Source organism: Vibrio kagoshimensis, from assembly GCF_050337535.1.
Classification (GTDB): Bacteria; Pseudomonadota; Gammaproteobacteria; order Enterobacterales; family Vibrionaceae; genus Vibrio; species Vibrio gallaecicus.
Genome location: NZ_JAKJSZ010000003.1, coordinates 127,760 through 153,017, shown reverse-complemented (window position 1 = coordinate 153,017; position 25,258 = coordinate 127,760). Strand labels below are relative to the sequence as shown.

The 25,258-nt window shown below is 41.6% G+C and carries 16 protein-coding genes and 1 pseudogene; 7 read left to right on the top strand and 10 right to left on the bottom strand.

Features of this window, described 5'->3' with window-relative positions:
* Positions 1-149: 149 nt before the first annotated feature.
* From L4C37_RS02710 to L4C37_RS02700, 3 genes and pseudogenes are all read right to left on the bottom strand, one after another.
* Positions 150-2,279 (bottom strand): TonB-dependent receptor family protein, encoded by a 2,130-nt coding sequence (locus tag L4C37_RS02710; RefSeq protein ID WP_429767789.1) that lies wholly within the window; start codon positions 2,277-2,279, stop codon positions 150-152.
* Positions 2,280-2,490: 211 nt separating this feature from the next.
* Positions 2,491-4,419 (bottom strand): annotated as a pseudogene (locus tag L4C37_RS02705) (TonB-dependent receptor); the annotation flags it as partial.
* 425 nt (positions 4,420-4,844) lie between these two features.
* Complete coding sequence (locus L4C37_RS02700; protein WP_137371834.1) at positions 4,845-5,819, bottom strand: arginine deiminase-related protein; 975 nt, start codon at positions 5,817-5,819, stop codon at positions 4,845-4,847.
* Positions 5,820-6,308: 489 nt separating this feature from the next.
* Here L4C37_RS02700 and L4C37_RS02695 point away from each other — a divergent pair, with 489 nt between their 5' ends.
* Both L4C37_RS02695 and L4C37_RS02690 read left to right on the top strand, forming a co-directional pair.
* Positions 6,309-8,159, top strand: coding sequence for an ABC transporter ATP-binding protein (locus L4C37_RS02695; RefSeq protein ID WP_273294054.1), 1,851 nt, complete (start codon positions 6,309-6,311; stop codon positions 8,157-8,159).
* A 256-nt stretch (positions 8,160-8,415) separates the two neighbouring features.
* Positions 8,416-9,120 carry a DUF445 family protein gene (locus L4C37_RS02690; protein WP_273294055.1) on the top strand — a complete coding sequence of 235 codons (705 nt, stop codon included), beginning with the start codon at positions 8,416-8,418 and terminating at the stop codon, positions 9,118-9,120.
* Between the two features lie 197 nt (positions 9,121-9,317).
* Here L4C37_RS02690 and L4C37_RS02685 read toward each other — a convergent pair whose 3' ends face one another.
* Entirely contained in the window at positions 9,318-9,806 is a 489-nt protein-coding gene (locus L4C37_RS02685) for an Lrp/AsnC family transcriptional regulator (protein WP_137371831.1), read from the bottom strand.
* 404 nt (positions 9,807-10,210) lie between these two features.
* On the opposite strand from L4C37_RS02685, the gene L4C37_RS02680 reads away from it, so the two are divergent.
* Complete coding sequence (locus L4C37_RS02680; protein WP_167493981.1) at positions 10,211-10,375, top strand: hypothetical protein; 165 nt, start codon at positions 10,211-10,213, stop codon at positions 10,373-10,375.
* A 63-nt stretch (positions 10,376-10,438) separates the two neighbouring features.
* On the opposite strand, the gene L4C37_RS02675 is transcribed toward L4C37_RS02680, so the two are convergent.
* The 5 genes from L4C37_RS02675 to L4C37_RS02655 all read right to left on the bottom strand — a co-directional run bounded on the left by L4C37_RS02675 (position 10,439) and on the right by L4C37_RS02655 (position 17,722).
* Positions 10,439-10,669, bottom strand: coding sequence for a hypothetical protein (locus tag L4C37_RS02675; RefSeq protein ID WP_137371830.1), 231 nt, complete (start codon positions 10,667-10,669; stop codon positions 10,439-10,441).
* A 543-nt stretch (positions 10,670-11,212) separates the two neighbouring features.
* Complete coding sequence (putP, locus tag L4C37_RS02670; RefSeq protein WP_137372256.1) at positions 11,213-12,703, bottom strand: sodium/proline symporter PutP; 1,491 nt, start codon at positions 12,701-12,703, stop codon at positions 11,213-11,215.
* 132 nt (positions 12,704-12,835) lie between these two features.
* Positions 12,836-13,540 (bottom strand): 1-pyrroline-5-carboxylate dehydrogenase, encoded by a 705-nt coding sequence (locus L4C37_RS02665; protein WP_273294056.1) that lies wholly within the window; start codon positions 13,538-13,540, stop codon positions 12,836-12,838.
* Between the two features lie 11 nt (positions 13,541-13,551).
* Positions 13,552-16,716 carry a bifunctional proline dehydrogenase/L-glutamate gamma-semialdehyde dehydrogenase PutA gene (gene putA / locus L4C37_RS02660; protein ID WP_429767788.1) on the bottom strand — a complete coding sequence of 1,055 codons (3,165 nt, stop codon included), beginning with the start codon at positions 16,714-16,716 and terminating at the stop codon, positions 13,552-13,554.
* 181 nt (positions 16,717-16,897) lie between these two features.
* The gene (locus tag L4C37_RS02655) at positions 16,898-17,722 is read right to left on the bottom strand and encodes an AraC family transcriptional regulator (RefSeq protein ID WP_137371827.1); all 825 of its coding nucleotides are present in this window, start codon (positions 17,720-17,722) and stop codon (positions 16,898-16,900) included.
* A 448-nt stretch (positions 17,723-18,170) separates the two neighbouring features.
* On the opposite strand from L4C37_RS02655, the gene L4C37_RS02650 reads away from it, so the two are divergent.
* The 3 genes from L4C37_RS02650 to L4C37_RS02640 all read left to right on the top strand — a co-directional run bounded on the left by L4C37_RS02650 (position 18,171) and on the right by L4C37_RS02640 (position 22,482).
* On the top strand, positions 18,171-19,274 hold the full coding sequence (locus tag L4C37_RS02650; RefSeq protein WP_429767787.1) for a PEGA domain-containing protein: 1,104 nt from the start codon (positions 18,171-18,173) through the stop codon (positions 19,272-19,274).
* A 143-nt stretch (positions 19,275-19,417) separates the two neighbouring features.
* Positions 19,418-21,253: an SUMF1/EgtB/PvdO family nonheme iron enzyme gene (locus L4C37_RS02645; RefSeq protein ID WP_429767786.1), complete on the top strand. Its 1,836-nt coding sequence runs from the start codon at positions 19,418-19,420 to the stop codon at positions 21,251-21,253.
* Between the two features lie 482 nt (positions 21,254-21,735).
* Positions 21,736-22,482, top strand: coding sequence for a helix-turn-helix transcriptional regulator (locus L4C37_RS02640; RefSeq protein WP_273294061.1), 747 nt, complete (start codon positions 21,736-21,738; stop codon positions 22,480-22,482).
* Positions 22,483-22,621: 139 nt separating this feature from the next.
* Here L4C37_RS02640 and pdxH read toward each other — a convergent pair whose 3' ends face one another.
* Positions 22,622-23,257, bottom strand: a complete 636-nt coding sequence (gene pdxH, locus L4C37_RS02635; RefSeq protein WP_273294062.1) for a pyridoxamine 5'-phosphate oxidase — start codon at positions 23,255-23,257, stop codon at positions 22,622-22,624.
* Between the two features lie 143 nt (positions 23,258-23,400).
* Between pdxH and L4C37_RS02630 the strand changes: the two genes are divergently transcribed.
* Positions 23,401-25,257, top strand: coding sequence for a sensor histidine kinase (locus tag L4C37_RS02630; RefSeq protein ID WP_429767885.1), 1,857 nt, complete (start codon positions 23,401-23,403; stop codon positions 25,255-25,257).
* Position 25,258 lies beyond the last annotated feature (1 nt).

Here is a 25,258-nt window from a genome sequence, read left to right as displayed (position 1 = left end):
AAATTGATTCGCTTGTAAGCTGATTAACTTACAAGTCAAAAAGCTGCCAACTCACATTCCATGCTCAGATTGGCAACTTCTTGAGATAACTTTGATTTAACTTTATTTATCTCTTATTTAACCCTTACCTAACTCTCGTTTAACTAAAGTTAAAACTGGTAGTTAAGATCAAGCGTGTAAGAGCGTCCAGGTGCCGGATAGCGCCCAACAGGACTGGTATCAATTCCGCGGAAGTAATATTCCTCAGCAAAGAGGTTATTTACCGCAACATTCATACGTAACAGGTTGTTTTCATCTTTGTAAAGATCCGTGCCTAAATTAAAGTTCCAGACCATGTAAGACGGTACTTTTCCTTTCGCTCCGGTTGCATCTTCTTCACTCGTATTTGCATTATCGGTATACGCATCACTGAAGTAGAAACCTGATAACGTTGTATCAATTTTGGTGAATGCGTAAGTGGCATCCCAACTAAGTTGATGCTGTGATGTATGAGGAAGTTGATTTCCCTTATTCGCACCGTCTTCTTCAAGGGTTGCATCTAGGAAGTTATAGCTTGCCCCTAAGCTTAACGCCTGCATAGATTCAGGAGTGTAACGACCAGACACTTCAATACCTTGGTGAAGTGTCTTACCAATATTGTCAAAGGTTTGCGTTCCACTTTGCCACTGCAGTTGGTCTTTAAAATCAATGCGGTATAGCGCAACATTAAAGCTAGTGGATTGTTGAGTGTAACGCGCCCCTAATTCGTAGTTCCACGCAAGCTCACTGCCTTCTTCACCCAAGCCTCGGATGTACGCAATTTGCGGTGCTCTCAATGATTTCTGCGCGTTCGCATAGCTAACCCAATTTTCATTCAAGTGATAAGCAAGCGTTAAGCCTGGTAACCATTCCGTCACTTTGTTGTTCGCATTTTCACTCTTTCCAATGTCTTTAAATGCCATATCTACTGATTCATACCGAACCCCAGGCGTGACTTTTAAAGTATCATTCAAGAAGCCAATTTCATTACTGATATAACCTGCGAAGGCATCCGTATCCAAGTGCCAATCACGTGGTGTTGCGGTTGCACCACCCGCAATAGGTGTTTGAGTTAATTTGTAGTCCACATCTTCATTAACGTAACGCGCACCAACAATCCAGTTTTGGCTCACGGATTTACCTTGACCGACATAAAGTGCCAGTTTTGGCTCGATGCCGTATACATTGAATTCACGTGGCGAAGTTCGAATATGAGTAGATGGCAAAGCTGGATCAGCCCAATGCCCACCTGCGCTATTAAAGCCCCATTGGAAGAAACGTTCCGACTTATGACCAAAAGTCAGTAGTTCAAACTCAGCACCATCGGCAATATCTAAATCATGAAGATATTTCAGGCTCCAACGTGTAGATTGCCCTTGGTATTCGTCATAAGGGCGTTTAGATTGAGTGCGATCTTGCTTGTAGTCATCAGGCGATAATGCCCCTGGCATTTGAGTATCAGCATCGTAACGCTGAATAAAAGCTTGTAACTCTTGCGTATCACTCAGTAACCACTGAACTTTTGCTTGGAAGTTCTTAACGTCCGTATCGGAATGATCTCTGAAGCTTTCTCCCTTTAAGAAGTTACCCTCAAGCTGTAAAGCTAAGCTGTCCGTTAACCAACCGCCGGTTCTCAAGTAAAAATCATTAAGAGGCGTATCACCGTCTTCAAATACCGTTAATCGGTTACTGATCTCTGTCTGCCATTGGTGAGGTATCGGCTTAGTGACTAAGTTAATGACACCCCCAACGTTGTTTGGTCCGTATTGAACTGCAGCACCACCGCGAACAATATCAATCCTTTCAAGCATAGAAAGTGTCGCTGGGAAAATGGATTGCCCAGTATGACCATATGGAGCCAAAGTGAGTGGCACGCCATCCATCAAGAACTGAGCATGTCCACTTCGGCTTGCTTTTAAACCTCTAACTGAAATATTAGGCAAGACTCCAGTGCCCGTTTCATCTTGCACTTTGATGCCTGGAACGCTTTGCAAAGCAGAATCAATAGAATGAGCCGCAGTTTTTTCAATTTGTTCACTGGTCAGTACCGTACGAGCACCAGGGTACTCACGGACATCTTCCACTTGAGAGTTGCCGATAACACTTGCGGTAACCACCACCGTTTCCATCGCCGTCACATTGTCATTCGAGTCAGACGCCGCGAGAGCGTTCATCGAAGTGGCAGACATAACCGCAATGCTTAACAAACTAAGACGCGGAAAATGATTACGTAATGCACCATCCAAATTCTGGTAAGACATGGGAATCCTTAAAGAAAATTAGGCGACTTAATTGTTTTTTAAGTCGCCATAAAAAATTAAGACTCATATTGAGTAATAAGGTAAAAATGAATAATTTCGATAACAAGCTGTAAACGCTTATTTATTTTCGAGTTTTTATGGGTAAGCTATTGATGAAACTCTAGTATTTATGGAGCTCCAGTATTGATAGCTCTTTATTATTGATAAAGAGCTAGAATTGATATCCGTAACTCAACATGAATTCGACAGGAGCACCGTAACCAATCTGATTCAGACCCGACTTGCCATTCGTTGCACCCAAAATGTATTTTTCGTCAAATAGGTTATAAACGTTGGCTTGTATTTTATGTGATCCAGTGGTGTAAGCCGTCATCAGATCAACCGTGGTGTAATCGCCGAGAGCTACCGCTTCATCGTTACCTGAATAACGGTCACCTACATATTTCACCCCACCACCAAGACGCCAGTTGTCATCCAGTTGGTAAGTACTCCAAAGTGAAAACAGGTGGTCAGACACATCATTTGGCTTTTTACCTGTATCTTTGTCTTCCGCATCTAAGTAGCTATAACCGACAGAGATGTCCCACTCTTCCGTGATTTTTCCTCGGGCTTCAAGTTCTAGGCCTTGGTGACGAGCTTCAATTTTGGCAATCACATCCCCATCAGTATTCGTTTGAGGCTGCTCTTGATCGATTTGGAAAATAGCGGCATTAAGCATTAAAGCGTTATCAAGAAGGTAGGCTTTGGCTCCCACTTCCTTTAAATCTGTTTGGAAGAACTCTGCCAATTTAGGGTTAATGTAAATCCCTGAATAAGGCAACTGCCATGAACGCGCTAAGCTGCCGTAAACCGAAACATCATCACTAATTCGGTACACCAAACCGGCGCGATAACTTACTTTATCGTCATCTAAGTTTTCTTTTTCAGCACCGGCTTTTTGTTGTTCAAGATCCATGGAGTCATAACGCACATTACCGATCAGCGATAAATCACCTAGGGTATAAACGTCTTGAATATAAATGCCTGTAGTAGTGGTCGTGTTATCACGGAATGGTTTGAAGCCAGGGTCTGGAGTTGGTCCCACGACTGGATCATAAATATCTTTAGGAGGAAGAGTTTTATCACTCGCCAACGTTAAGTCGATATTGATCTGATTGTAATCCGCGCCAATCATCAGTTGGTTATCGCTGGTTTCCCATACCAATTCTGATTGGAGGGTGGTGGTGGTGCGGGGATCATAACCAAAGTTATTGACCGTTTGTGAGACTTCACCTGCGGTAACTGTCCCTTGGCGTGTACCTTTCTGCTCTAATTCTATATGGCTGTATGATGCTCGGTTATTCCACACCCAATCTTGATTCAACTGCCATTCATAATTGACCGCTAGACGTAAACTATCGGACTTTTGATAATCATTGGTGCCGCCATAGAAAGTTTCAACGGGTACATCGACTGGCTTACCATTATGTGAAGGAACGCCACGGTATGGCACCAATTCTTGATGAGCATATTCCACATCAATATCAATGATATGGTTTTGAGCGGGTAAGAAACGAAGAGTCGGTGCAATGAAGAAGTCATTCGAATCAACGTGATCAACGTATGAATCCCCTTCACGATACTCTAGATTCACACGTCCATTAACCTTATCTGAAAAGGAAAATGAGCTATCGACTTGACCAACATACTGGCTATTACTGCCAACACTGCCATTAACATGGGTAAACGTGTCACCATTCGCACGCTTGGTGACTAAGTTGATAATACCGCCCGCAGAACCTCTTCCATATAAAGCGCCTGCTGCGCCTTTAACCACTTCGACTCGTTCAATATTGGCTAAACTGCGGTAGGATTGAAGCGTACCGTCATCACGCATACCATCTCGGTACATATCATTTAAAGCATCAAAGCCACGAATGACAAATTGATCTCGGCTTCCTTCGCCCAGCGTGTTATTCACCCCAGCAACGCCGTCAAGTGCATCCACTAGACGTACCGCGCCTCGGTCTTCCATTTCAGTTTTTGTCACTACCGATACAGATTGCGGAACGTCTAACCACTCGACATCTGTTTTCGTTCCCGATTGCGGCATATGCTCAGCATAGCCCTCATATTGATGCCCATAAATTTGCATGGTCTCAACATCAGACTCTTGGCTAGAAGTCCCTGTATTCGCAAAGGCATAAGTCGTCATAACAAGAGTAGAAAATGAAGCTTTAATTGCTAAAGAGATAAAGCTCTTAGTGGGTAATAATGTAGTCATTCTTAATTCCATTTTAGGCTGTAAAAACCAACGGATGAGAATAAGAACAAATATCATTTATATTTGCAATAGATATTTTGTGGTTATTTATACATCAGAAATATGAAACCAAGCTAGTAATAAATCTAACAATATAAATAGATGAAAATAAGAGTAAAAAATTATTGGATAATGATGTTAGGAGCTAAGAAGTAGAAGTAGAAGTGTCAATTTCCACAGAGACAACTGCTTTAGTAAAAATAAACTCTACTAAAGCAAAAGTCGATCATATGAAAAGCTATCGCATAAAATGGGGAGTGGAACTAAAGTTGATTGACTCTGGTAGGCAAGAAGACTTCACCTAGCATGCAACGAACACTACCACCGCCAATATCTTCAATCGTTTTTACGTTGAAAGGCAGCAACTTTCCGTGAGTCGATAATTGCGCGAGCTGTGCGGGTGAAAAAGCATCGTAAGCTGACTGAGACATAGCAATAACTTTATCTCCGTTGATCGTCTCTAACTGTAAAATATTGCCACAAAAACGGTTCATTTGATCTAAAGAGATAGAGATCACTTGCTTATCTTTCGCTAAAGATTTAATCACAAAACGTCTTTCGAACTCAGGAATGACTTCATCACAAATTACGCAGAAATTGTCACCTATCGCCATCATTACGTTGGTATGGTAGATCGGGTGCCCTGAAGGCAAAGCAGTTTGAAAAGACACAACACGATTGTAGCCAATACGTTTGGCATAATCTTCTAGCACTTCACGATCACAACGTTGCGACAGTGCAGCATAAATGGTTTTATTGATGTGATCGATCACCATCACACCAGTACTTTCCAAGTAAGCGCCTTCTTTAAGGTAAGACTCAAGAGACTCCACTTGGTTAACAATACGACCAGACTCTTCCAGTGCGGTAACTAATGCATCAGGCTTAACTTCTTGCTGGCGGTTTTCACAAGCCATAGGAAACGTATACAAACTGCCATCAGAACATGAACTAAACCAATTATTAGGGAATACGGCATCAGGGGTTTCAACATCAGACTCAGGGTAGTCAAACTCTACAACTTGCACACCTTCTTTACGCAATAACATCACCATGGTTTTAAACTCATCCATAGTCTGTTGTTTCACTTCAGCTTCACTTAAATTCACTTGATGCTGAAATTCATTATCGCGCGCGGTTTCTTCATTAAAACGAAACTCTTTAGGTGGCACCATAACAACGCAGTTAGCATTTTGAACGTTGGTAACATGCAGTGGTTTTTTATGTAGGCTTAACATCTGGACTATCCCCCTCATTTAACTAACGAGAATTGTAAACAAGATGTTACGTTAAAATTCACTGAAATCGCAGCTATTTTCCCTTCTACAACGTTTTTTTACTGACTAATAAGTAAATAGCCGTAATTTTAACTGTTGTTTGAACCGCATTTAACATTACTAGGATGTTAACAACTCATTTATCAAGATAAACTAAATGTGTAAAAGCATTGATCTGGTTACATTTTAATCCAATAAACGGTAGGATTATAAAATCAGCAGCATAACGGACAGAGTCACGCGGTATCTCTTCTAATTTTCAAGCAAACTCCCTGTTTATTATAACGAAAACTTAACCCAGCACTTTTCTCGCCATCACAGCGAGAACACTAAACTTTTAACATTTAGATCGGCATTCAGATATGTAACGTCACAGAGTATATAAAAGAAATAAATAACAACAAAAATGGCTTTAAGCACTCATGAATGAGGCTTTGTAAGGAAACCTATATGTATAAGAAATTTGAAAGCTTCACCGAAGCTTTCCCTAAGGATGAGCCAATACAACCGCCTAGCGGGATATTGGCATTTTGTCGACATTACACCAAAGGCTTTGAAAAACCGTTAATTATCCTTGGCTTAATGAGCATGGCAATTGCGGTTATTGAAGTATCATTATTCGGCTTTATGGGACAACTTGTTGATTGGCTATCGACAAGCAACCCAGAAACTTTCTTAGCAGATAACCAATCAACCCTAATTGGCTTGGGTGTGTTGCTGCTAATCATTATGCCGGTGACCATCGCGATTTATTCATTGCTTCTTCACCAAACATTGCTTGGTAATTACCCAATGGCAATTCGATGGTTGGCTCACCGCTACCTTCTGAAGCAAAGCTTATCTTTTTACCAAGATGACTTTGCAGGGCGAATAGCAACAAAAGTAATGCAAACATCGCTGGCTGTGCGTGAAACGGTCATGAAAATGGTCGATGTGTTTGTCTATGTGATTGTCTACTTCACTGCCATGATTTTCATGTTAGCTGAAGCAGATTGGCGCTTAATGGCTCCAATGCTTATCTGGCTATTCATTTATATTAGTATTCAGCTGCATTATGTACCGAAACTAAAAGACGTATCTTCAGAGCAAGCAGATGCCCGTTCATTAATGACAGGGCGCATTGTAGATAGCTACACCAACATCGCTACAGTGAAGCTTTTCTCTCATAGTAAGCGAGAAACCGAATACGCTGAAGAAGGCATGGAAGGTTTCTTAGATACTGTGCATAGACAAATGCGCTTAGTTACAGCCTTTAATATTTGGGTAGAGATTGCGAACTATTTACTGGTCTTCAGTATTGCAGCAATTTCCATCATGCTATGGATGGACAGCGCGATAAGTGTGGGTTCAATTGCCATTGCGATCAGTTTAGCGCTACGTATTAATGGTATGTCTAAGTGGATCATGTGGGAAATTGGCGGTCTTTTCGAAAACCTTGGAACTGTAATCGATGGCATTAAGACTTTATCTAAACCTGTTGATATTTTAGATAAACCTGACGCTAAACCACTCACTGTTCCTCAAGGTGGTATCACGTTCGATAACGTCAGTTTTAACTACGGTGAGAATAAAGGTGTCATTAATAACCTAAACTTAGATATCAAGCCGGGTGAAAAGGTTGGATTAGTTGGGCGATCTGGTGCGGGTAAATCCACTCTGGTGAACTTACTGATGCGCTTCCATGATGTAGAAAGCGGTGAGATTCGCATTGATGACCAAGTCATTTCATCAGTGACACAGGACTCACTGCGCAGCAAGATTGGCATGGTAACGCAAGATACTTCTTTGCTGCATCGTTCCATTAAAGACAATATTCTTTATGGCAATCCAGATGCGAGCGACGAACAACTGTATGCCGCAACTAAGCAAGCCCACGCTCACGAGTTTGTGGAAACACTGACCGACCCGTTTGGTAATGTTGGTTATGATGCTCAAGTCGGCGAGCGCGGCGTAAAGCTTTCTGGTGGCCAACGTCAACGAATTGCGATTTCACGTGTATTACTGAAAAACGCACCTTTGTTGATACTTGATGAAGCTACTTCAGCCCTCGATTCAGAAGTTGAAGCTGCTATCCAAGAAAGTTTGATTGAACTGATGGAAGGCAAAACGGTTATTGCAATTGCACACCGCCTATCAACCATTGCTGCAATGGATCGTTTGATCGTACTTGACCAAGGTAACATTGTTGAACAAGGCAGCCATAAAGAGCTAATCAGCCAAGATGGTATCTATGCTCAATTATGGGCCCACCAAACAGGTGGGTTCATTGGCGACGACTTAGGACAAGAAAAAGAAGATTAAAAATGTTGGTTACAAAACATGCGATTCACTTCACTCTTTGTAGACCAGTAATTGCAAAGCAGCTATAGCAAAACGACATGTTGTAACATTATAATCACACAATAAACCAAGACGCTTCGCTTGCGCGTTTCTGGAATAAGGCTAGACTTCGGGGGGAGGCTAGCCTTGCTTTTACCTACCACCTCACGATGTTCTCCTTTCATATTTTATCTTTTTTTCTTAAAATCTCGGCCAATGACTTATATCGAGATCAATCATGAACAAAAGTATTCTTACTAACCTCCTTGCACTTGCTTTACTAGGTGCTGGTTATTCGCTAGCGAGCCAATATCTTTTATACGCCGGTTTATTCGCTTTTTCTGGCGCCGTCACCAACTGGCTAGCCATTCATATGCTTTTCGAAAAAGTACCGGGACTATATGGCTCAGGTGTTATCCCCGCTCGTTTTGAAGAATTCAAAGCCGCTATCAAGCATTTAATGATGGAACAGTTCTTCACTGACAATAATATTGACCGCTTTCTAAACAGCGAAATGTCAGGTAAGTCACTTAACCTAGAGCCAGTAATCAACAAGATTGATTTCAATCCCACTTTCGACTCTTTAGTAGAAGTGATCGCTAACTCTTCTTTCGGTGGAATGCTTGCTATGGTTGGCGGAACAGAAGCTCTTCAACCGTTAAAGGCTCCATTTGTAGAAAAGATGCAAGCTTCAGTTGTAGAGATCAGCCAAAGTGATGCGGTGAAAAATGCGATAAAAGAAGAGCTAGAGTCTCCAGCGATGATGGATGAGATTAAACAAAACATCGAAGCGATTATCGACCAAAGATTGAATGAACTGACACCTAAACTGGTCAAAGAGATGGTTCAACAAATGATTAAGCAGCACTTAGGCTGGCTTGTTGTTTGGGGCGGAGTGTTCGGCGGTTTAATCGGTTTAATCTCAGCAGCGTTAACTGTATAAGTCTATGCTGTGTGAATTACTCTGAAGCTCTGCAACTACAAAGCTGTTTAGCTCGGGATTGACACTAAACAATGGAAGTTGATTGATACATAGGTCAGCCTTCACGAATTAAAAATGGAAGCTCATGAGCTTCCATTTTTTATATTCGCTTAACAGTTGTCCTAAAGGCGCTCGTATTTTCTCAAGTAAGCCGCTTCTTAGGGCAAAGTGTCCAGCAGTTCAGCATTCACGCCAAAGCCAGTTTTGTGTTCTTCAATCACAACTTCACTTCGAGTTTGAATGACTCCAGGTAATGTCCCCAATTTTGTAGCCATAAAGGCTTGGTAAGCTTTCATGTCTTTCACTCTAACTTTAATCATAGTGTCAAAATCACCAGACAGTGAGTAGCACTCTTCCACTTCTGGCATCATTTCTACTGCCTGAGCAAATTTCTCAAAGATTGAAAAACTAGTTTGATCCAAGCGAATATGGATAAAAACTTGCACATCCAAACCCAGCTTTTCTGAGCACAGCTCTGCGTGATAACCCTTAATAAAACCTTCTTTTTCAAGTCGTTTCAATCGGTCTGAACACGGTGAAGTTGTCAAGTTAACTTGCTTAGCAAGCTCAACAACAGGCAAGCGCCCTTTCATATGTAAAATTCGTAGTATTTCTTTATCAATACGATCTAAATGATGCTGCGGCATAAAAACTCTAATGTGACGTTGAATATCGGATTATATTCTAAATGGTAAAATAGGAAGAAAAGTCCCTTCACAAATTAACAATTAAATTACATTTTGATTGCAGGGAAGTTTATCTCAGAGAAGAGTACATAGAGTAAGAATAAACAGTTTGAGATCACAATTCATGAATCGAATATTAAGTGAGGTAAGCAGCCAAGCCAAGGTAGAGCACTACCCTAATTAACAAAAATCACACTAAATTATAAATAATACAAATATTAAATGATCAACCATAAATATGAGAGCTCGATATTCATAACTTGAAATAATAATGACCTTTGTAACAAATAAGTTGAGCTATACAGACAAGTACTTAAATAAGGTAAAGCTAATAATAGAGAAAAATATGAGAAGGATACTCGATAATGATGACACAAGTACTTGCATACAAGCCTTACGGAATAGGCTCATGGACTCACACAACAGTCTCTAAAGACGTAGCGCGAGTCTTAGCTCTAGAATACGCAAGTTATGGTTGGCCAGTCATGATTGACGGTGAAGCAACACTACACTTCAGCAACGCTGCTTAATGCTTAATGCTTAATGCTTAATGCTTAATGCTTAATGCTTAAAAGAATAACTCAATAGCAATGTCAGGCTAGCCCAATCTGGGTTTGAGGGACAGTACTTTGGCTTTCAGAACGACAGTTACATGTTCTACAAAAGTGCTGTCTTTCCATTTCATAATAACACTCACCACTAAAAAACTTAGCTGCCCACTGCTGCATTCGACCGGGAAGGGTATCGGCTTCCAATTCACAACGTCTCATCACTGACTTATGTAACGTCGTTCTTTTACATGCTTTGCAATATAGATCTGGCATACCTTCGTCCTATCAGGTTTGTGTAGTTACTGACAATTGACACATCTTGTCCGATAGAGTTCCGTAATTCATCGTGGGGATTATAAAAATGAGGAGTGTGTTCAATAAATCGACATTTTTAAGTCCATTTATATGACATGAAACATCTGTCACGTTTCAAAAAACCTCAGAACTAAACTATTCACCAACGCTTTCCCTTATATAGCTTAAATTTACAATGTAAATCACTTGTTACGTAACAATGACCTCCCCTAGCCGTGAATAAAAAACCGCACCTCTAACTAAGTATAGAAGCGGTGTCCACCCACTCGTATTGCAGATGAAATAGGTTGTAGGTTGTCCAAAATGCTAGGCAATTAGCTCATCTTCAAAACGTAAACTGCAACACAAAGACAAGGCTACATATGGGTACCTTCAATGTAATCCACATAAAAAAATAGAGCCACCGAAGTGACTCTATTTAATTTACTTAATCATTATGTATCATTTACTTAGCCATAAGGTTTGTAAACTGAATTCAGTTCAACCTAATCTAGGTAAGCCTTAATCTAATTCAACTAAGTTCTTTTCAAATGCAGCGTGCTGTTTCTTAACTGAATCTTCTGGTTCACCAGTCATGTAACTTACTACCACAATTGAAATGGTTGAAAGGATGATACCTGGTACGATTTCGTACACATCGAACCAACCGCCAGTGAATTGCTTCCAAAGTACAATCGTCACACCACCCACAACAATACCCGCTAGAGCACCGTTACGGTTCATACGAGCCCAATATAGGCTAAGTACGATAGCTGGACCAAATGCAGCACCAAAACCAGCCCAAGCATAAGATACAAGACCTAGTACTGAACTATCAGGGGTCATAGCTAGGAATAGAGCAACTAGAGAAATAAGTACAACAGCAATACGACCTACGCGAACGATCTCTTCTGATGTTGCATCTTTTTTCAATAACTGCTTGTAAAAATCTTCTGCTAGAGCTGAAGAAGAAACAAGAAGTTGTGAATCAGCAGTACTCATGATTGCCGCTAGAATTGCAGCAAGTAAGATGCCTGCAATTACAGGGTGGAACATTGCATTCACAAGAAGCATGAAGATTTTTTCACCGTCATCTAATGCTGGAGAACCAGAATTAGTCACGTAAATCAAACCAACTAAACCTACCAGCATTGCACCAACCATAGACAATGCAGACCAAACAACCGCAATACGGCGAGCCGTAGTTAAGTCTTTATTCGAGCGTGTTGCTTTAAAACGAGCAAGGATATGCGGCTGACCAAAGTAGCCAAGACCCCATGCTGCAAGCGAGATAATAGCAATGGCTGAAAGTGGCTCACCTTTCGCATCATTCCAAAGTGTAAGAAGCTCTGGGTTGATGGTATGAAGGTCGCTAGAAAGTTGGCCTAAGCCACCATTCATTGCTGCAATAGGCACAATTAATAGTGCTGCCGACATCAGTAGACCTTGCACTAAATCCGTCCAAGATACCGCTAAGAAACCACCAAATAACGTGTACGATACAACACACACTGTGCCGATGATAACCGCTGTTGTGTAATCTAGGCCAAATACCGTTTCAAACAATTTACCACCAGCTACCAAGCCTGAGCTTGTGTAGAAAAGGAAGAATAAAAGAATGAAGAAAGCAGAAATTGTTTGGATCAGCTTCGAGTTGTCATTAAAACGACGAGCTAAGAACTCAGGTAAAGTCAGAGACTCAGTCGTAATACTGTAAGTACGTAAACGCTTAGCACTGATAAGCCAGTTTGCCCATGTACCAATTAATAAACCACCAGCAAGCCAAAACGCTTCAAAACCAGCAGCATAAGCATAACCAGGTAAACCAAGCAGCAACCAACCACTCATATCAGAAGCACCGGCAGAAAGTGCCGCAGGCCAAGGGCCTAAACTACGACCACCCAAGAAATAATCACTTGAGTTGGATGTACGTTTGTAAGCAATAACTCCGATCGCAAGCATCATGATCAGATACGCAATAAACGTGGATGTTATTGCAAAACTATTTTCTATCATTTGATAGTCCTCATTTTAAAATCGCCTTCCCTGCCCAGCACACTCTCGCCACTGCCGTATTGCACAGCATTAAAAATAGTACTGGGAACCCACTTAAACATTGATGCTTAAGTGGGAAAGTATTGAAGGTTAGTGGGCTTCGCTTCCAAGCTCTAGCAAGGTCGCATTACCACCCACGGCTGTTATATTTATAGTTCGCGTACGCTCTGTAATAAAGCGCAGCGATAGGTGTGGATCGTGGGCAATATTCATTGCGTTCAGATCCGTTTCAGACACTAAACCGACGATAGCACCGTCACGCTTAGCAAGTTGTAAATTGATAGCTTGTTCTGTTTCCGTGTTGCCAACATAGCCAACACTTCTTACATCGCATGACAACAGCTGTTGAGCCGCATCATAAGGTGTAACCTGAACAAGGTTTGAAGGAAAGCTAGCTTGCTGCACCGCTTTTTCAATTAAGTTTGTGAATTCCACATCATCACTACAAAGCTGCACGCTATTGCCAGCCAGTAACGCTGAAGTGAGCATTGCCATCGCTGTTTGTTGAGCTTGCAAAGAAGCATCACAATGATCGACAACCACTAATGCAACACCGCGACCAGCAGCATATAACTCATTTGTTTCACCGGTTGGACCAACCAATGAGTGCCCTTCTTCCAATAACGAAGACGCTTGCTGAAGATGGAAAGAAACCACTGCCGCTAGCTCTGGAGATACACTTTCGATTTCAGATTTAAGTGAAAGTACAAACGCACTTTTATGATCGAAATCGGTTAAATTCCACTGTTCCCACGCCAGCAAAGCATCAGAAAAACCCGTCACTTGATGAACCATGATACTGCTCCTTATGCCTTGCTTTGAGATTGAGAAAACTGAACGTCAGTAAAGCGGTACAAGTAATGTGGACCACCCGCTTTTGGACCCGTGCCCGATAGACCTTGGCCGCCAAAGGGTTGTACACCGACCACAGCACCGACTTGGTCACGGTTGATATAACAGTTACCCACTCGAGCATGTTTCTCGATCCAGCGGTAAGTCGTTTCATTACGGCTGTGGATGCCCATCGTCAAACCAAAGCCCGTTTGGTTAATTTGCTCAACCACTTGCGTTAATTCACTCGCCTTAAAACGAACGATGTGTAGCACAGGACCAAACTGTTCTTCTTTCAGGCAACTGATGTCGGAGATTTCAAATGCACTCGGAGGGACAAAATCACCATGTTCACAATCTGACCCTAATGTCAGCTGCGCGACTTTCTTCTGTGTTTGAGTCATGGTTTCTAAGTGAGCCAGCAGCTTAAGTTTGGCATTACTGTCGATAACCGGACCCACATCTGTCTTATGCAAATGCGGAATGCCTACGCTTAGCTCATCCATTGCACCTTGAATCAAACCAATCACACGGTCTGCAATGTCTTCTTGAATAAACAGAACACGTAAAGCAGAACAACGTTGACCTGCAGAAGCAAAGGCAGAACGCACCACATCACGTACTACTTGTTCAGGAAGCGCAGTACTGTCAACGATCATCGCGTTTTGACCACCCGTTTCCGCAATGAACGGAACTGGCTTAGCTTTACGAGTCGCAAGTGAAACATTGATACGCTGCGCCGTTGGCGTTGAGCCGGTAAAGGCAACACCAGCAATCGCATTGTGGCTGGTTAACGCGCTGCCAATTTCTGCACCACGACCTGGTAGCAATTGAATAGTACCAGCTGGGAACCCAGCCTCTGCCATCAACTCCATAGCACGAGCAGCAATTAAGCTGGTTTGTTCAGCCGGTTTTGCCACAACCGTATTACCTGCGACCAATGCCGCTGTAATTTGACCTAAGAAGATAGCCAGCGGGAAGTTCCAAGGGCTTATACAAACAAAGACACCGCGACCTTGGCGAGAAGCATTACGGGAAACACCATCAAATCCAGTCAACTCGAAAGCTTCAAGGTTACTTGCTTGCTTTGCGTAGTAACGGCAGAAATCAACCGCTTCACGTACTTCATCAATACTATCGTGAATGGTTTTACCCGCTTCTTGGTGACAAATCGCCACCAACTCCGCTAAGTTCTCTTCGAGCAAATCCGCCAATTTGTCTAGCGCAGCACTCTTTATCTCTATAGATGTTTCTTTCCAATCGCCAAACGCAGCTTCCGCACCCAGAATCGCTTCGGAAACATGATCAAGGTTTGCAAAAGCCACTTTTCCAACAGGAATGCGACGATCGTAAGGTGCAGTAATCAATTCTACATTGTGATCCGCCTTGATCATGCTTTCAGAAAGAGATTGACCATTGATCACTGGACCCGCTGTCCATTGCTTGTCTAGGAAAGAATGTACTTGTTTCTCAAATACCTGAGCTTCACTTTCAATATCAATGTTTACGCCATAAGCATTTTTACGCTCAGGGAAGACTTGTGAAGGCAAAGGGATTTTCGTGTTATTCAACGTATCAAACGCTAAAAGCATATCAACAGGGTGTTGAGTTAGCTCTGCCACTGGGCAACGCGCATCCACTAAACGGTGAACAAAAGAACTGTTCGCACCATTCTCAAGTAAACGACGAACAAGGTAAGGCAGTAGGTCTTTGTGGCTGCCAACAGGCGCGTAGATACGAACAGACTGCTGGTACGCTTCCATTGCATGGTTATAAAGTGAATCACCCATGCCATGTAAACGTTGGAATTCATAGTCTTTGTGCTCAGCCATCACTGCAATAGCAGATACTGTGTGAGCATTATGGCTAGCAAATTGAGGGAAAATATTGCCTCGGACGCCTTCACTTAACAAAAAGCGAGCACACGCTAAGTAAGCAACATCGGTTGCCTCTTTGCGAGTATAAACAGGGTAATCATCGTAACCAGCTTGTTGCGACCATTTAATTTCACTGTCCCAGTAAGCGCCTTTTACTAAACGAAGTGGGATTAAATCACCTTGCTCTTTCGCTAGGCGGTTCAACCACATAAGAACAGGAAGAGCACGCTTCGAATACGCTTGAATCACAATCCCAAGCTTGCCCCAGCCCTTAACTAAATCACAGCTGTACAGTTTTTTGAAAAGTTTAAGAGACAGTTCTAAGCGATCGGCTTCTTCTGCATCAATCGTTATTGCAACATTCAACTCTACTGCTCGGTTAAGCAATTGAATCACGGTGTCGTACAGTTCACTTAGGACACGATCTTCATTCGCGACTTCGTAACGAGGGTGAAGCGCCGATAGTTTTATTGAAACCGAAGGAAGCGGGCTTGTTTCGCTGCCATTGTTAGAGCTACTACTGTTAGAACTTAGGTTATCTCTACCAACAGCTTCAATCGCCATCAAGTAATCTTTAAAGTACTTGTTTGCATCTGCAGTAGTTAATGCCGCTTCACCCAACATATCAAACGAATAGGTGAAACCTTTTTCGCGCATTGGTTTACCGTTTTTCTGAGCTTCAGCAATGCTGCGACCAAGAACAAACTGGTGCCCCATGACTTTCATGGCTTGGTGCATCGCTTTACGAATAACAGGCTCAGAGAGTTTGTTTACTAAGCGATTAACCGCTTGAGTTGGGCTTTGCTGCTCTTTGCTAGATAAGCCAACCACTTTACCAGTGAGCATAAGCCCCCAAGTAGAAGCATTAACAAAAACAGAATCAGAGTTTTTAAGGTGAGATTTCCAGTCGGCCACGCTTAGCTTATCGCGAATTAAAGCATCTGCGGTCGCTGAATCAGGAATACGCATAAGAGCTTCAGCCAAGCACATCAACAAGATCCCTTCATGGGTATCTAAACTGTACTCAAGTAGCAGTGCATCAATCATTTGGATCGATGACTTATCGGCACGAATAGCTTCAATTAAGCTAGTCGTTTTATCCGTAATTTGCGCTTTTTCAGCCTCAGAAGGGGTTGCTAGCGGCAGTAGTTGCTTTAGCCATTGGGTTTCATCCACCATATATAATGGTGAGATAAGCGTCCAAAGTGTATCAAGCGGCTGCTCAATAAATTCTGGCTTTAACACATCAGTAGCTGTAAACATGCGTTTTCCTTAATCTCACACCCGAAATTAGTTCGGGATCTCTACAATGGCAGCAGTGTATTTTGAGTGTATAAGGAATACTTGTCAAAAACTCCGAGTTTTTTGCTAAAAACTCGCTTTATTAACAAAATAAAAACATGGTCACATGAAAAAGCTTAAAATAATATGTCGTTTTGTTTAACTATTTAACAAGTTTTTGTTTTTTATACTGAGATGGTGACATACCTTGCAAGCGAGAAAAGGTATGGGTGAATGAAGATTGACCTGAAAAACCGGAAAGTTCGGCAACTTGTCCTAAGGTTAAATTTCCTTGTTCTATGAGCTTACGTGAAAGATCAATTCTCTTCCCTAGGACATATTGATGGGGAGTAATGCCCATTTGATCTTTAAAGAGCATGTGGAACTGGCTCTCACCAAGAAACACGCTACCAGCCAGTTGAGCTACTGAGATCTTATTAGAAAGGTGCTGTTCGATATATCTGTCTAATGCATCAAGGTCGAAACGCGAATCTTTAACGGATGTTTCGAATTCAGAAATGTGTCTTTGAAGCAGGGCAATAACCGTGTCATTACATGCTCTGCTTAACAACAAATCATCAGGACTGGCTTGCATTTCCTGTACTAACATTTGTATAAGCTTTTGAATTTGCATGTCTAATTGAAAGTAGATATTCGATGAAGCCAGTTGATTAATTTTCTCTAGCATCAGTGGATCATCATTGGTTGGCATAGGCATATTCAATACTAAAATATCCGACTGACCAACAACTCCCCCGAAAGCATGATCAGAGCTAGCCGTCACTACACAACCTTGCCCAGGCCCCACTAAATTACCTTTACCACTAACCTCAAATTCGGCCTGACCTTTCAAGCCAATCACAACTTGTGAATACTGATGCTCATGGCAGTCCATATGTGAAGGCAGCGTGATGATTTCCGCAGGGCGCGGCATTGATAAACCAAGGGGTTGAAGGTCAATATTTGGAAAAAGTGGTGTTTTAGGCATGGCATAAATATTCCGGTCAACAAGATATGAATGATACTCCTAAATCGAAATAAGATGAATTTGTAAATTGCATCCTTTGTTATAGCTTCGGCTATAGCACCACATCTCGAAGATCAAGAATGAAAAAATAAAATGATCCTTATGATCATGCCTCCGGAAAGATGATCAAGAAGTGTTAAGTTACGGTTTATGTAAAATCAATTCAGGTAAAATAGCCCCTCCTTTACTTCACACTCTCTATTTTAAATTTCGTATAAAGCTCAAATTGCTGGTCTTAAATTCAAAAAATGCTGAGAAAGTACCGAAACAAGGCTTTAGAGTAGATTGGAATACAATAAAACGGTATAAAGGAGAGTATTGTGTTAATTGCTAATAACTGATGAACAACAACTAGAAATTTAACACTAAATGAATGAGCCAATTTAATTTTTACATGCTGCAGGGACCTATGACTAACTTTCGAATTTCAGCGCTTTTACTTGCGCTATCCCCTTTTTGGGTATCTGCATCGGTATCAGCTGAAGAACTGAATCAAGTCGATCCCGTTTCAGCTATCGATGCAAAATTACAGAATAAAAACTCAGATATTGAGCAACTTTCAGCGACAAAAATATCAGCGACTGAAGATCTACAGCAGCTAAAAAATACCAATATTAAGTTATTACGTGAAAGCGAAGAATTAAAAGCTAAGCGTAATAGAAGTAAGTCAGTACTGGACAAGCAGTACAGCCGCTTACTTGAAGACCCAGAGATTGACTTAATTTCTTTTCAGAAAAGCTACCAAGATGCTTGGGCCGCAGTTAAAGAGAATCAATCTTCTCTGCTTGATAACCAACAAGCGATGAGTGAAAGCGAAATTCGTCTTTCTCAAATCAAACAAAAGCAAGCTCGCTTGAATAATGAGTTAGCGAATCTGAAAGAATCAAAAGTTGAAGCACGTGTTAAACGTATCGCAACAGAGCTGCGTGAGAGTGCCGTTCTTGAAACCAGCTACACAACAACGTGTTCATCAACCATGACACTTGGTGAATGTACTTCGCAAGGTAAATACTTAACCAACCAAAAAGCAGTACAAACATTCAAAGCTCAGTTACTTGAACAGCTCACAGAGAACACGTTAGCAAAACAAAACTTGCAAGATGTTCAACTGAATATTCACGTTCAAGATAGCCAAACTATCAAAAGTGGCTTCTCTGGCAACAACTCTTACTTCATGCAGATTCAGGCTCAGCTTCAAGCAAAACCAGAAGCTGTTGCGGCATGTAACTTATTAAATGTATCGACTCGCTACTGTCTAACCGGTAGCCAAGCTGCTGTAGTCAAAAAAAATGACAAACAGTGGGCTAACGTGACGGTTCGTTCTGATCAGTACAATGACTCTGTCACCATCAATGGCATTAAATACGGCAGTACACCTATTGAGGTGGCTTTACCAAGTGGTCGTCATCAAGTCACTGTGTCTAAAGATGGCTACGAATCTTACAACCGCACTGTAACCATTAATGGCAGCGATACTATTTGGGTAAAATTACTTCCGAGTAAAGAAAGCTAATACTTCTAGATAGACGTGCCTATTTCACAAAGCTGAATGAATATTCGCCATTTTGTTGATAGTTATAAAAGATAACTTAAGACAAAATGGCGTTTTCGTTTAGAATATCTTATTCACCTAAATATTGATTGAAGTAGCCCAACATGCGACAAGGTTTTCCTGCTCTACTATTTGCACTTGCTCCCTGCATCATGACGCCTGCTGTCCTAGCGCAAACCTCTTCCTCACCAGTGACCAATGTTTCTACCGTCACGGAGATTGAAAGCTCGTTATTTGACGAACATGCAAGCCTTGCGTCTTTAAAGAAAAAACTCGCAGAGAAGCAGAATCAAGTTGATAACCGTGCGCAGCAAACGGTACGTTTAACGAAACTTGCAGACCAAGCTGAAAGCAGCCTAGCAAAAGCTAAATCAAGTTTAGAGCAAGACTACACTCGTATGATTGATGAACCTGATTTTGATATTGCTCCGGCTCAAAAGCGTTTCCAAGGGGCTTGGAAAACAGTAAAAGACAGCAAAAGCGCGGTGAGTGACTCAGAGCAAGTACATCAAACCTTATTGCTTGAACTAAACGCAATTCAAGCAGAAAAGTCTTCAATAGAAACTTCAATCGCGGCACTGAACAACACAAAATTAAGAGCAAGAGCAGAACGCCTTCGCGGTGAGTTGACTCAATCTGACACGCAAACCGTCAGCTTTACGAACAATTGCAGCAGCGATATGACACTTGCACAATGTTCAAATCAAACGGTTACCTTAGCGCTTCAAAAAGCCGTTAATCAATTTCAAAACAGCGTGATTGATAACACAACGGAAACGAAGCAAGTCAAAGATAACTTAGCATCAACGTCTTTAAATATTCATGTTTTAGATCATACCGTAACCACCGCAAGTTTTTACGAAGGCAGTAAATACAAAGCAATTGTAAAAGCTAATCTAGAAACTCGACCAGATAAGAATACGCCTTGTCGACTTCTCAATATTAAGTCATCAAGTTGTTTTACAAAAAGCGATGAGCAAACCAACGATCAGCAAAAAGAAGTGGCTTGGGTAAATTTGGTAGTTCGTTCAAACCAATACAACGACAACGTGGCTATCAATGGCGTTAAGTATGGTAGTACTCCTGTAGAAGTAATGCTTCCTACCGGCAAACATATGATCACCATTGCAAAGGAAGGCTACCTTTCTTTCCATCAAGAACTAGAGATTTCTCGCGACCATAATTTAAGAGCCGTTCTGCAAGCGAAACAAAACTCACTGAATGTTGGCAGCAAGTTTGCAGACCCAATGCCTGATCACAGCCAAAGCCCAGAGATGATTGTGGTTGGTGCGGGTCGTTACTTACTCGGTGAAAATAATGCGAGACAAGTGGTTGTGGATAAGCCTTTTGCTCTATCTGCAACTCCAACGACAGTTCAAGCGTTTAAATCATTCGTGGAAAAAACAGGCTATCAAACCGATGCTGAATTAACCAATACTTGCAATAGCATCAGTAATACTGAAATCACGCCAATTCCAGATAGCTATTGGCGTAACCCTGGCTTTAAACAGACCGATAGCTCACCAGTAGTATGCGTTAGCCGAAGTGATGCGGCGAACTACGCTCGTTGGCTATCGAAAGAAACGGGCTTCACTTACCGCTTACCACAAGCTGATGAATGGGAAGTGGCTGCTCGTGCAGGTCAAGAGACAAGTTTCTGGTGGGGAAATGACTTTGGTGCAGGGAAAGCGAATACCGGTTGGTCTGGTACACCTTGGTCTAATAACAGCACCTCTCCAGTTCGTGCCTTCCCACCAACACCGACAGGTTTCTACGATATGGTGGGTAACGTATGGGAATGGACACAAAACCCGCAAGGTAGTGCCAAAGGTGGAGCTTGGAGCTTCTCACCAAACGAAGCAAAAGTCTTTAATGAGCTAAATATCGCGCCATCAACTTCTGCAAACTACCTAGGATTTAGAGTACTTCGAGAGCTGTAATCCGAAATACTGTAATTAACTAGCTACCAGTCAACAAAGGGGGGATATCCCCCCTTTTTTCGTTTTGCCACACACTGTAAATTACGTTTCAGGGTAGTAAGTCACTCTGACATCGTTTGATGTCTCTAAATGGGTTTACATACCCTCGTGAACCCATTTAGAACTCTTCTACACGTCGACAAGGTTTTCCTTGTCCTTAGCCAGCCCTTCTTCAGGCTGGCTTTTTTTGTTTATATACCTTGCCGTCTATCTAGTATTGCCTTGCTTTCAAATTTCAGCGTCTAACACACCTAATCCCTTTATCTTTATCTTTATCTTTATCTTTATCTTTATCTTTATCTTTATCTTCAAAATAAGCTAAATCGACGTTGGATAATTACTAAACGAACAGTACTTTGAAGCGCACTGATACATGCTTTTCAGCACACACCACAATAAGAAACTGGTATCATTAAGTTTGACTTATATTAGAGATTTTAACTTTGTCGACACCTCCTCCTAATCTTCAACAATCCCTCTTTGAACAGTTACCTGGTTGCTGGGGGTGTAAAGATACTCAATCTGTTTTCGTTTATACGAATTCGGCTTACTTAGACTTAATCGGGTTAGGTGATAGCGACAGTTGTGAAGGGCTAACTGATTTTGACATGCCAAGCCAAACAGTTGAATGCGCGCAAGAGTTTCGAGACCAAGATCAGTACGTGATGGAAACACAAAAAACATTAAAAGTACTGGATATACACCCTTACCCTGATGGGCGTTGGCACGCTCATATCTTCACAAAAACACCTTGGTTTAATGAAGGTGGGAAAGTCCAAGGGACGATTTTCTATGGGCAAGAACTCACCGACACGGCGATTCTTGAAGTGGGACACTGGGTTTGTAGAGCAACTAGCACGGATGTAGGTGAAGGCTCACTATCGGGCTCTAAGCCTCGCCAATCTAAATTATCTAAATCACTTTCAACAAGAGAGTCTGAAGTTTTATTCCTTTTGCTCTATGGAAAGAAGCCCCAGTACATAGCCAACACATTAAACATTTCAATTAAGACAGTGGAAGGCCATGTTGCGCGGCTCAAAACCAAGTTTAACGCCACCAGCAAAAACCAATTAACGGATTATGCATTAGACTCAGGGTTAGGATCCGTCATACCTGAAACCTTATTAAAGAAGCAGATATCAGTCGTTTTACACAGTGATGCATCAAGCTCAAAAAGTATGAAGAAGTAATCCGTAATTTAATCAATTAAGAGGCTAAACGAATAAATGAGAACAAGTCACTCCATAGATTGAGTGACTTGAAATAATAGAAAAGTAGCGGCTTACATTACTGTCGATTTGATACGAGAGACTCGCTATGAATCGTGACCTATGGTGCTAGGCGATCAATATCCCAACGGCTGTCATCACGCGAAAATAAGAAACGGTCATGTAGGCGGTGTTCGCCACCTTGCCAAAACTCTATACTTTCAGGTTTCACTCTAAAACCACCCCAAAATGTTGGGACTGGTATTTCACCTTTAGCGAACTTTTGTTTCAGCTCTAAATATTTACCCTCTAAAACACCACGAGCTGAAATTCGGCTACTTTGCTTACTTGCAATGGCTGCTAATTGGCTCTCTTTTGGGCGAGAAGAAAAGTACTTCATGTTCTCCAAAGCAGTCAACTTTTCAGCAGTACCGGTAATATGAACTTGTCGCTCAAGTGGATGCCATGGGAAGTGTAGGCTGATCTTACTGCAATCTTCTAAGTGCTGCGCTTTTCGGCTACCAAGGTTCGTGTAAAAAATAAATCCATCTTCTTCTACATTCTTCAGTAGTACGATGCGTTGGAATGGTTGACCATTTTTATCCACCGTCGCCACTGTCATCGCAGTTGGGTCAGTGAGCTTAGCTTCAATCGCTTGTTCCAACCATAAATTAAATTGGTCGATTGGATCAGCATGTAAGTCTTTACGTCGTAACCCGCCTTTTGCGTATTCGCGGCGAATATCTGTCAGTTCCATTTGGTCGCTCCTTAGGATTTTCTGTGATTTTGCGCTCTAATCTATTGAAAAACAAGCCCATCACGTAGGATATTACACGGTATAAAACCTTGGTGTTAACAAGATCTCGTTACTTCATTCCCCATACTGATAACATATTAAAAATGCTGATTTGTACTGAGTTTATTTTGAACGTTAGACCTTTGTTTTTTTTGAAATCTTTTTTAATGTTATCTCTAATTTTTGGTGGGGTTGGGCTCTATGCTACCCACCATATCGCTACTCAATACCAAGATAAAGTGGTTTCAAAAGAGCTAAAGGACGCAGCCAACAAAGCTAACCTACAAATTGAATCTGAATTAGCTAAATTTAAGCAAATTCCGAATTTACTGCGACACGATCCAAGGCTACTAACTTTTTTAACATCAAATGAACCAAAGCAAAACCTGAATGAACTGCTACTTGAATGGTCAAATCAAAGTCTTGCTGATGCTATTTATATCCACGACCGAACAGGAAAAGTAATCGCATCCAGTAATTACTTAAAGCCACGCACCTTTTTAGGTGAAAATTTCTCTTTCAGACCTTATTTTAGTGAGGCCATCCAAGGTAACCAAGCTCAGTATGTTGCGCTTGGGGCGTTATCGAATATACGGGGTTATTTCATCTCATCCCCACTGACTGTTGACGGTGAAATCGCTGGCGTGATTACGGTAAAAGTTAGCTTGGAAAATATAGAGGCAATCTTAGCAAGCAATAGTTTTGAAATTATGATTCTTGATAGCAACAAAATAGTATTCTTATCAACGAATAAACGTTGGTTATATCAAGCCTTTCGTCCTCTTAATGAAGATCAACAATTTGAAGTTAATCAAAACCGGCAATACGGTCGCAACACCATTCAGATCATTAATGAATTTAAAACACTCATTGCACCGAATGCTTCTGTGCCCCACTCACAGTTACTAAGCCATCACGCATTTAAACTTTATCCAATCGCAGTAGAGAACCGTGATTATCAAGTTATCGCCCTTAAAGAAGCCCGAATTGGGCAAATCAAAGTGCTACAAGCCGACTTCATCTTTCTCATCATCTATAGCTTATTAGCGCTTATCGCTTGGTCATGGCGGCAAACATACACAGCCAAAATAGCGTTGACTGATCTTAATAAGCACTTAGAACATACGGTAGACAAACGCACTCAATATTTGCAGCACTCAAATCAGCAATTGCAGAAAACTATTTTTCAATACCAAGAGTCCAAACTAAAACTCAAGCAAACCGAACAAGAACTCACTCAAACCGCCAAACTGGCCGTACTGGGAGAGCTTTCAGCCAGTATTAATCATGAAATTAACCAACCCTTAGCTGCACTGAGGACTTACAGTGAAAATAGCTTAAAGCTGCTAGAAATGAACCAGACTGATATGGTGAAAAGCAATCTCCAAAAGATGATTGAGCTTAACTTGTCGATTGAAGAAATTATTGCTCGCTTGAAAGTCTTTACTCGTAAAGTTAACCAAGAAGAGCATCACGTAGCAAACTTGCACGACGCAGTTAGCAATGCCACCAGTATTCTCAGTGCCGCCATGATTAAACAAGGCATTACGCTAAGACTTTCGGCGATACCCGAAAACATCCTATTGAGCATTCATCCTACAGAATTGGAGCAAGTGCTCGTTAACCTGATTCACAATGCGGCTCAAGCGCTTAACCAACACCCTAGTCCACAAATAGGCATTGACTGGTATCTAAGTAATGATCAATGTGAGTTAGTCATCTGGGATAATGGACCAGGTATTGCTTCAGAACAGCTGCCTAAATTATTCGATCCTTTCTTTACGACAAAACCTGAAGGGTTAGGGCTCGGATTATCCATATCTAAACGAATTATCGAAGCTTACAGCGGTGAAATACAGGCTAAGACAAGAAAGCCATCCGGTATGCAGTTTTCTCTGTTGTTAACAGCCCAAACAATTTTCAACACCACAAACAACGCACCTACCAAAATTAACGAATGAA

Bases quoted from the DNA above. Each gene is read 5' to 3' on its own strand.
- L4C37_RS02710 (WP_429767789.1), bottom strand. From the start codon at position 2,279: ATGTCTTACCAGAATTTGGATGGTGCATTACGTAATCATTTTCCGCGT.
- L4C37_RS02700 (WP_137371834.1), bottom strand. From the start codon at position 5,819: ATGTTAAGCCTACATAAAAAACCACTGCATGTTACCAACGTTCAAAAT.
- L4C37_RS02695 (WP_273294054.1), top strand. From the start codon at position 6,309: ATGTATAAGAAATTTGAAAGCTTCACCGAAGCTTTCCCTAAGGATGAG.
- L4C37_RS02690 (WP_273294055.1), top strand. From the start codon at position 8,416: ATGAACAAAAGTATTCTTACTAACCTCCTTGCACTTGCTTTACTAGGT.
- L4C37_RS02685 (WP_137371831.1), bottom strand. From the start codon at position 9,806: ATGCCGCAGCATCATTTAGATCGTATTGATAAAGAAATACTACGAATT.
- L4C37_RS02680 (WP_167493981.1), top strand. From the start codon at position 10,211: ATGATGACACAAGTACTTGCATACAAGCCTTACGGAATAGGCTCATGG.
- L4C37_RS02675 (WP_137371830.1), bottom strand. From the start codon at position 10,669: ATGCCAGATCTATATTGCAAAGCATGTAAAAGAACGACGTTACATAAG.
- L4C37_RS02665 (WP_273294056.1), bottom strand. From the start codon at position 13,540: ATGGTTCATCAAGTGACGGGTTTTTCTGATGCTTTGCTGGCGTGGGAA.
- putA (WP_429767788.1), bottom strand. From the start codon at position 16,716: ATGTTTACAGCTACTGATGTGTTAAAGCCAGAATTTATTGAGCAGCCG.
- L4C37_RS02655 (WP_137371827.1), bottom strand. From the start codon at position 17,722: ATGCCTAAAACACCACTTTTTCCAAATATTGACCTTCAACCCCTTGGT.
- L4C37_RS02650 (WP_429767787.1), top strand. From the start codon at position 18,171: ATGACTAACTTTCGAATTTCAGCGCTTTTACTTGCGCTATCCCCTTTT.
- L4C37_RS02645 (WP_429767786.1), top strand. From the start codon at position 19,418: ATGCGACAAGGTTTTCCTGCTCTACTATTTGCACTTGCTCCCTGCATC.
- pdxH (WP_273294062.1), bottom strand. From the start codon at position 23,257: ATGGAACTGACAGATATTCGCCGCGAATACGCAAAAGGCGGGTTACGA.
- L4C37_RS02630 (WP_429767885.1), top strand. From the start codon at position 23,401: ATGCTGATTTGTACTGAGTTTATTTTGAACGTTAGACCTTTGTTTTTT.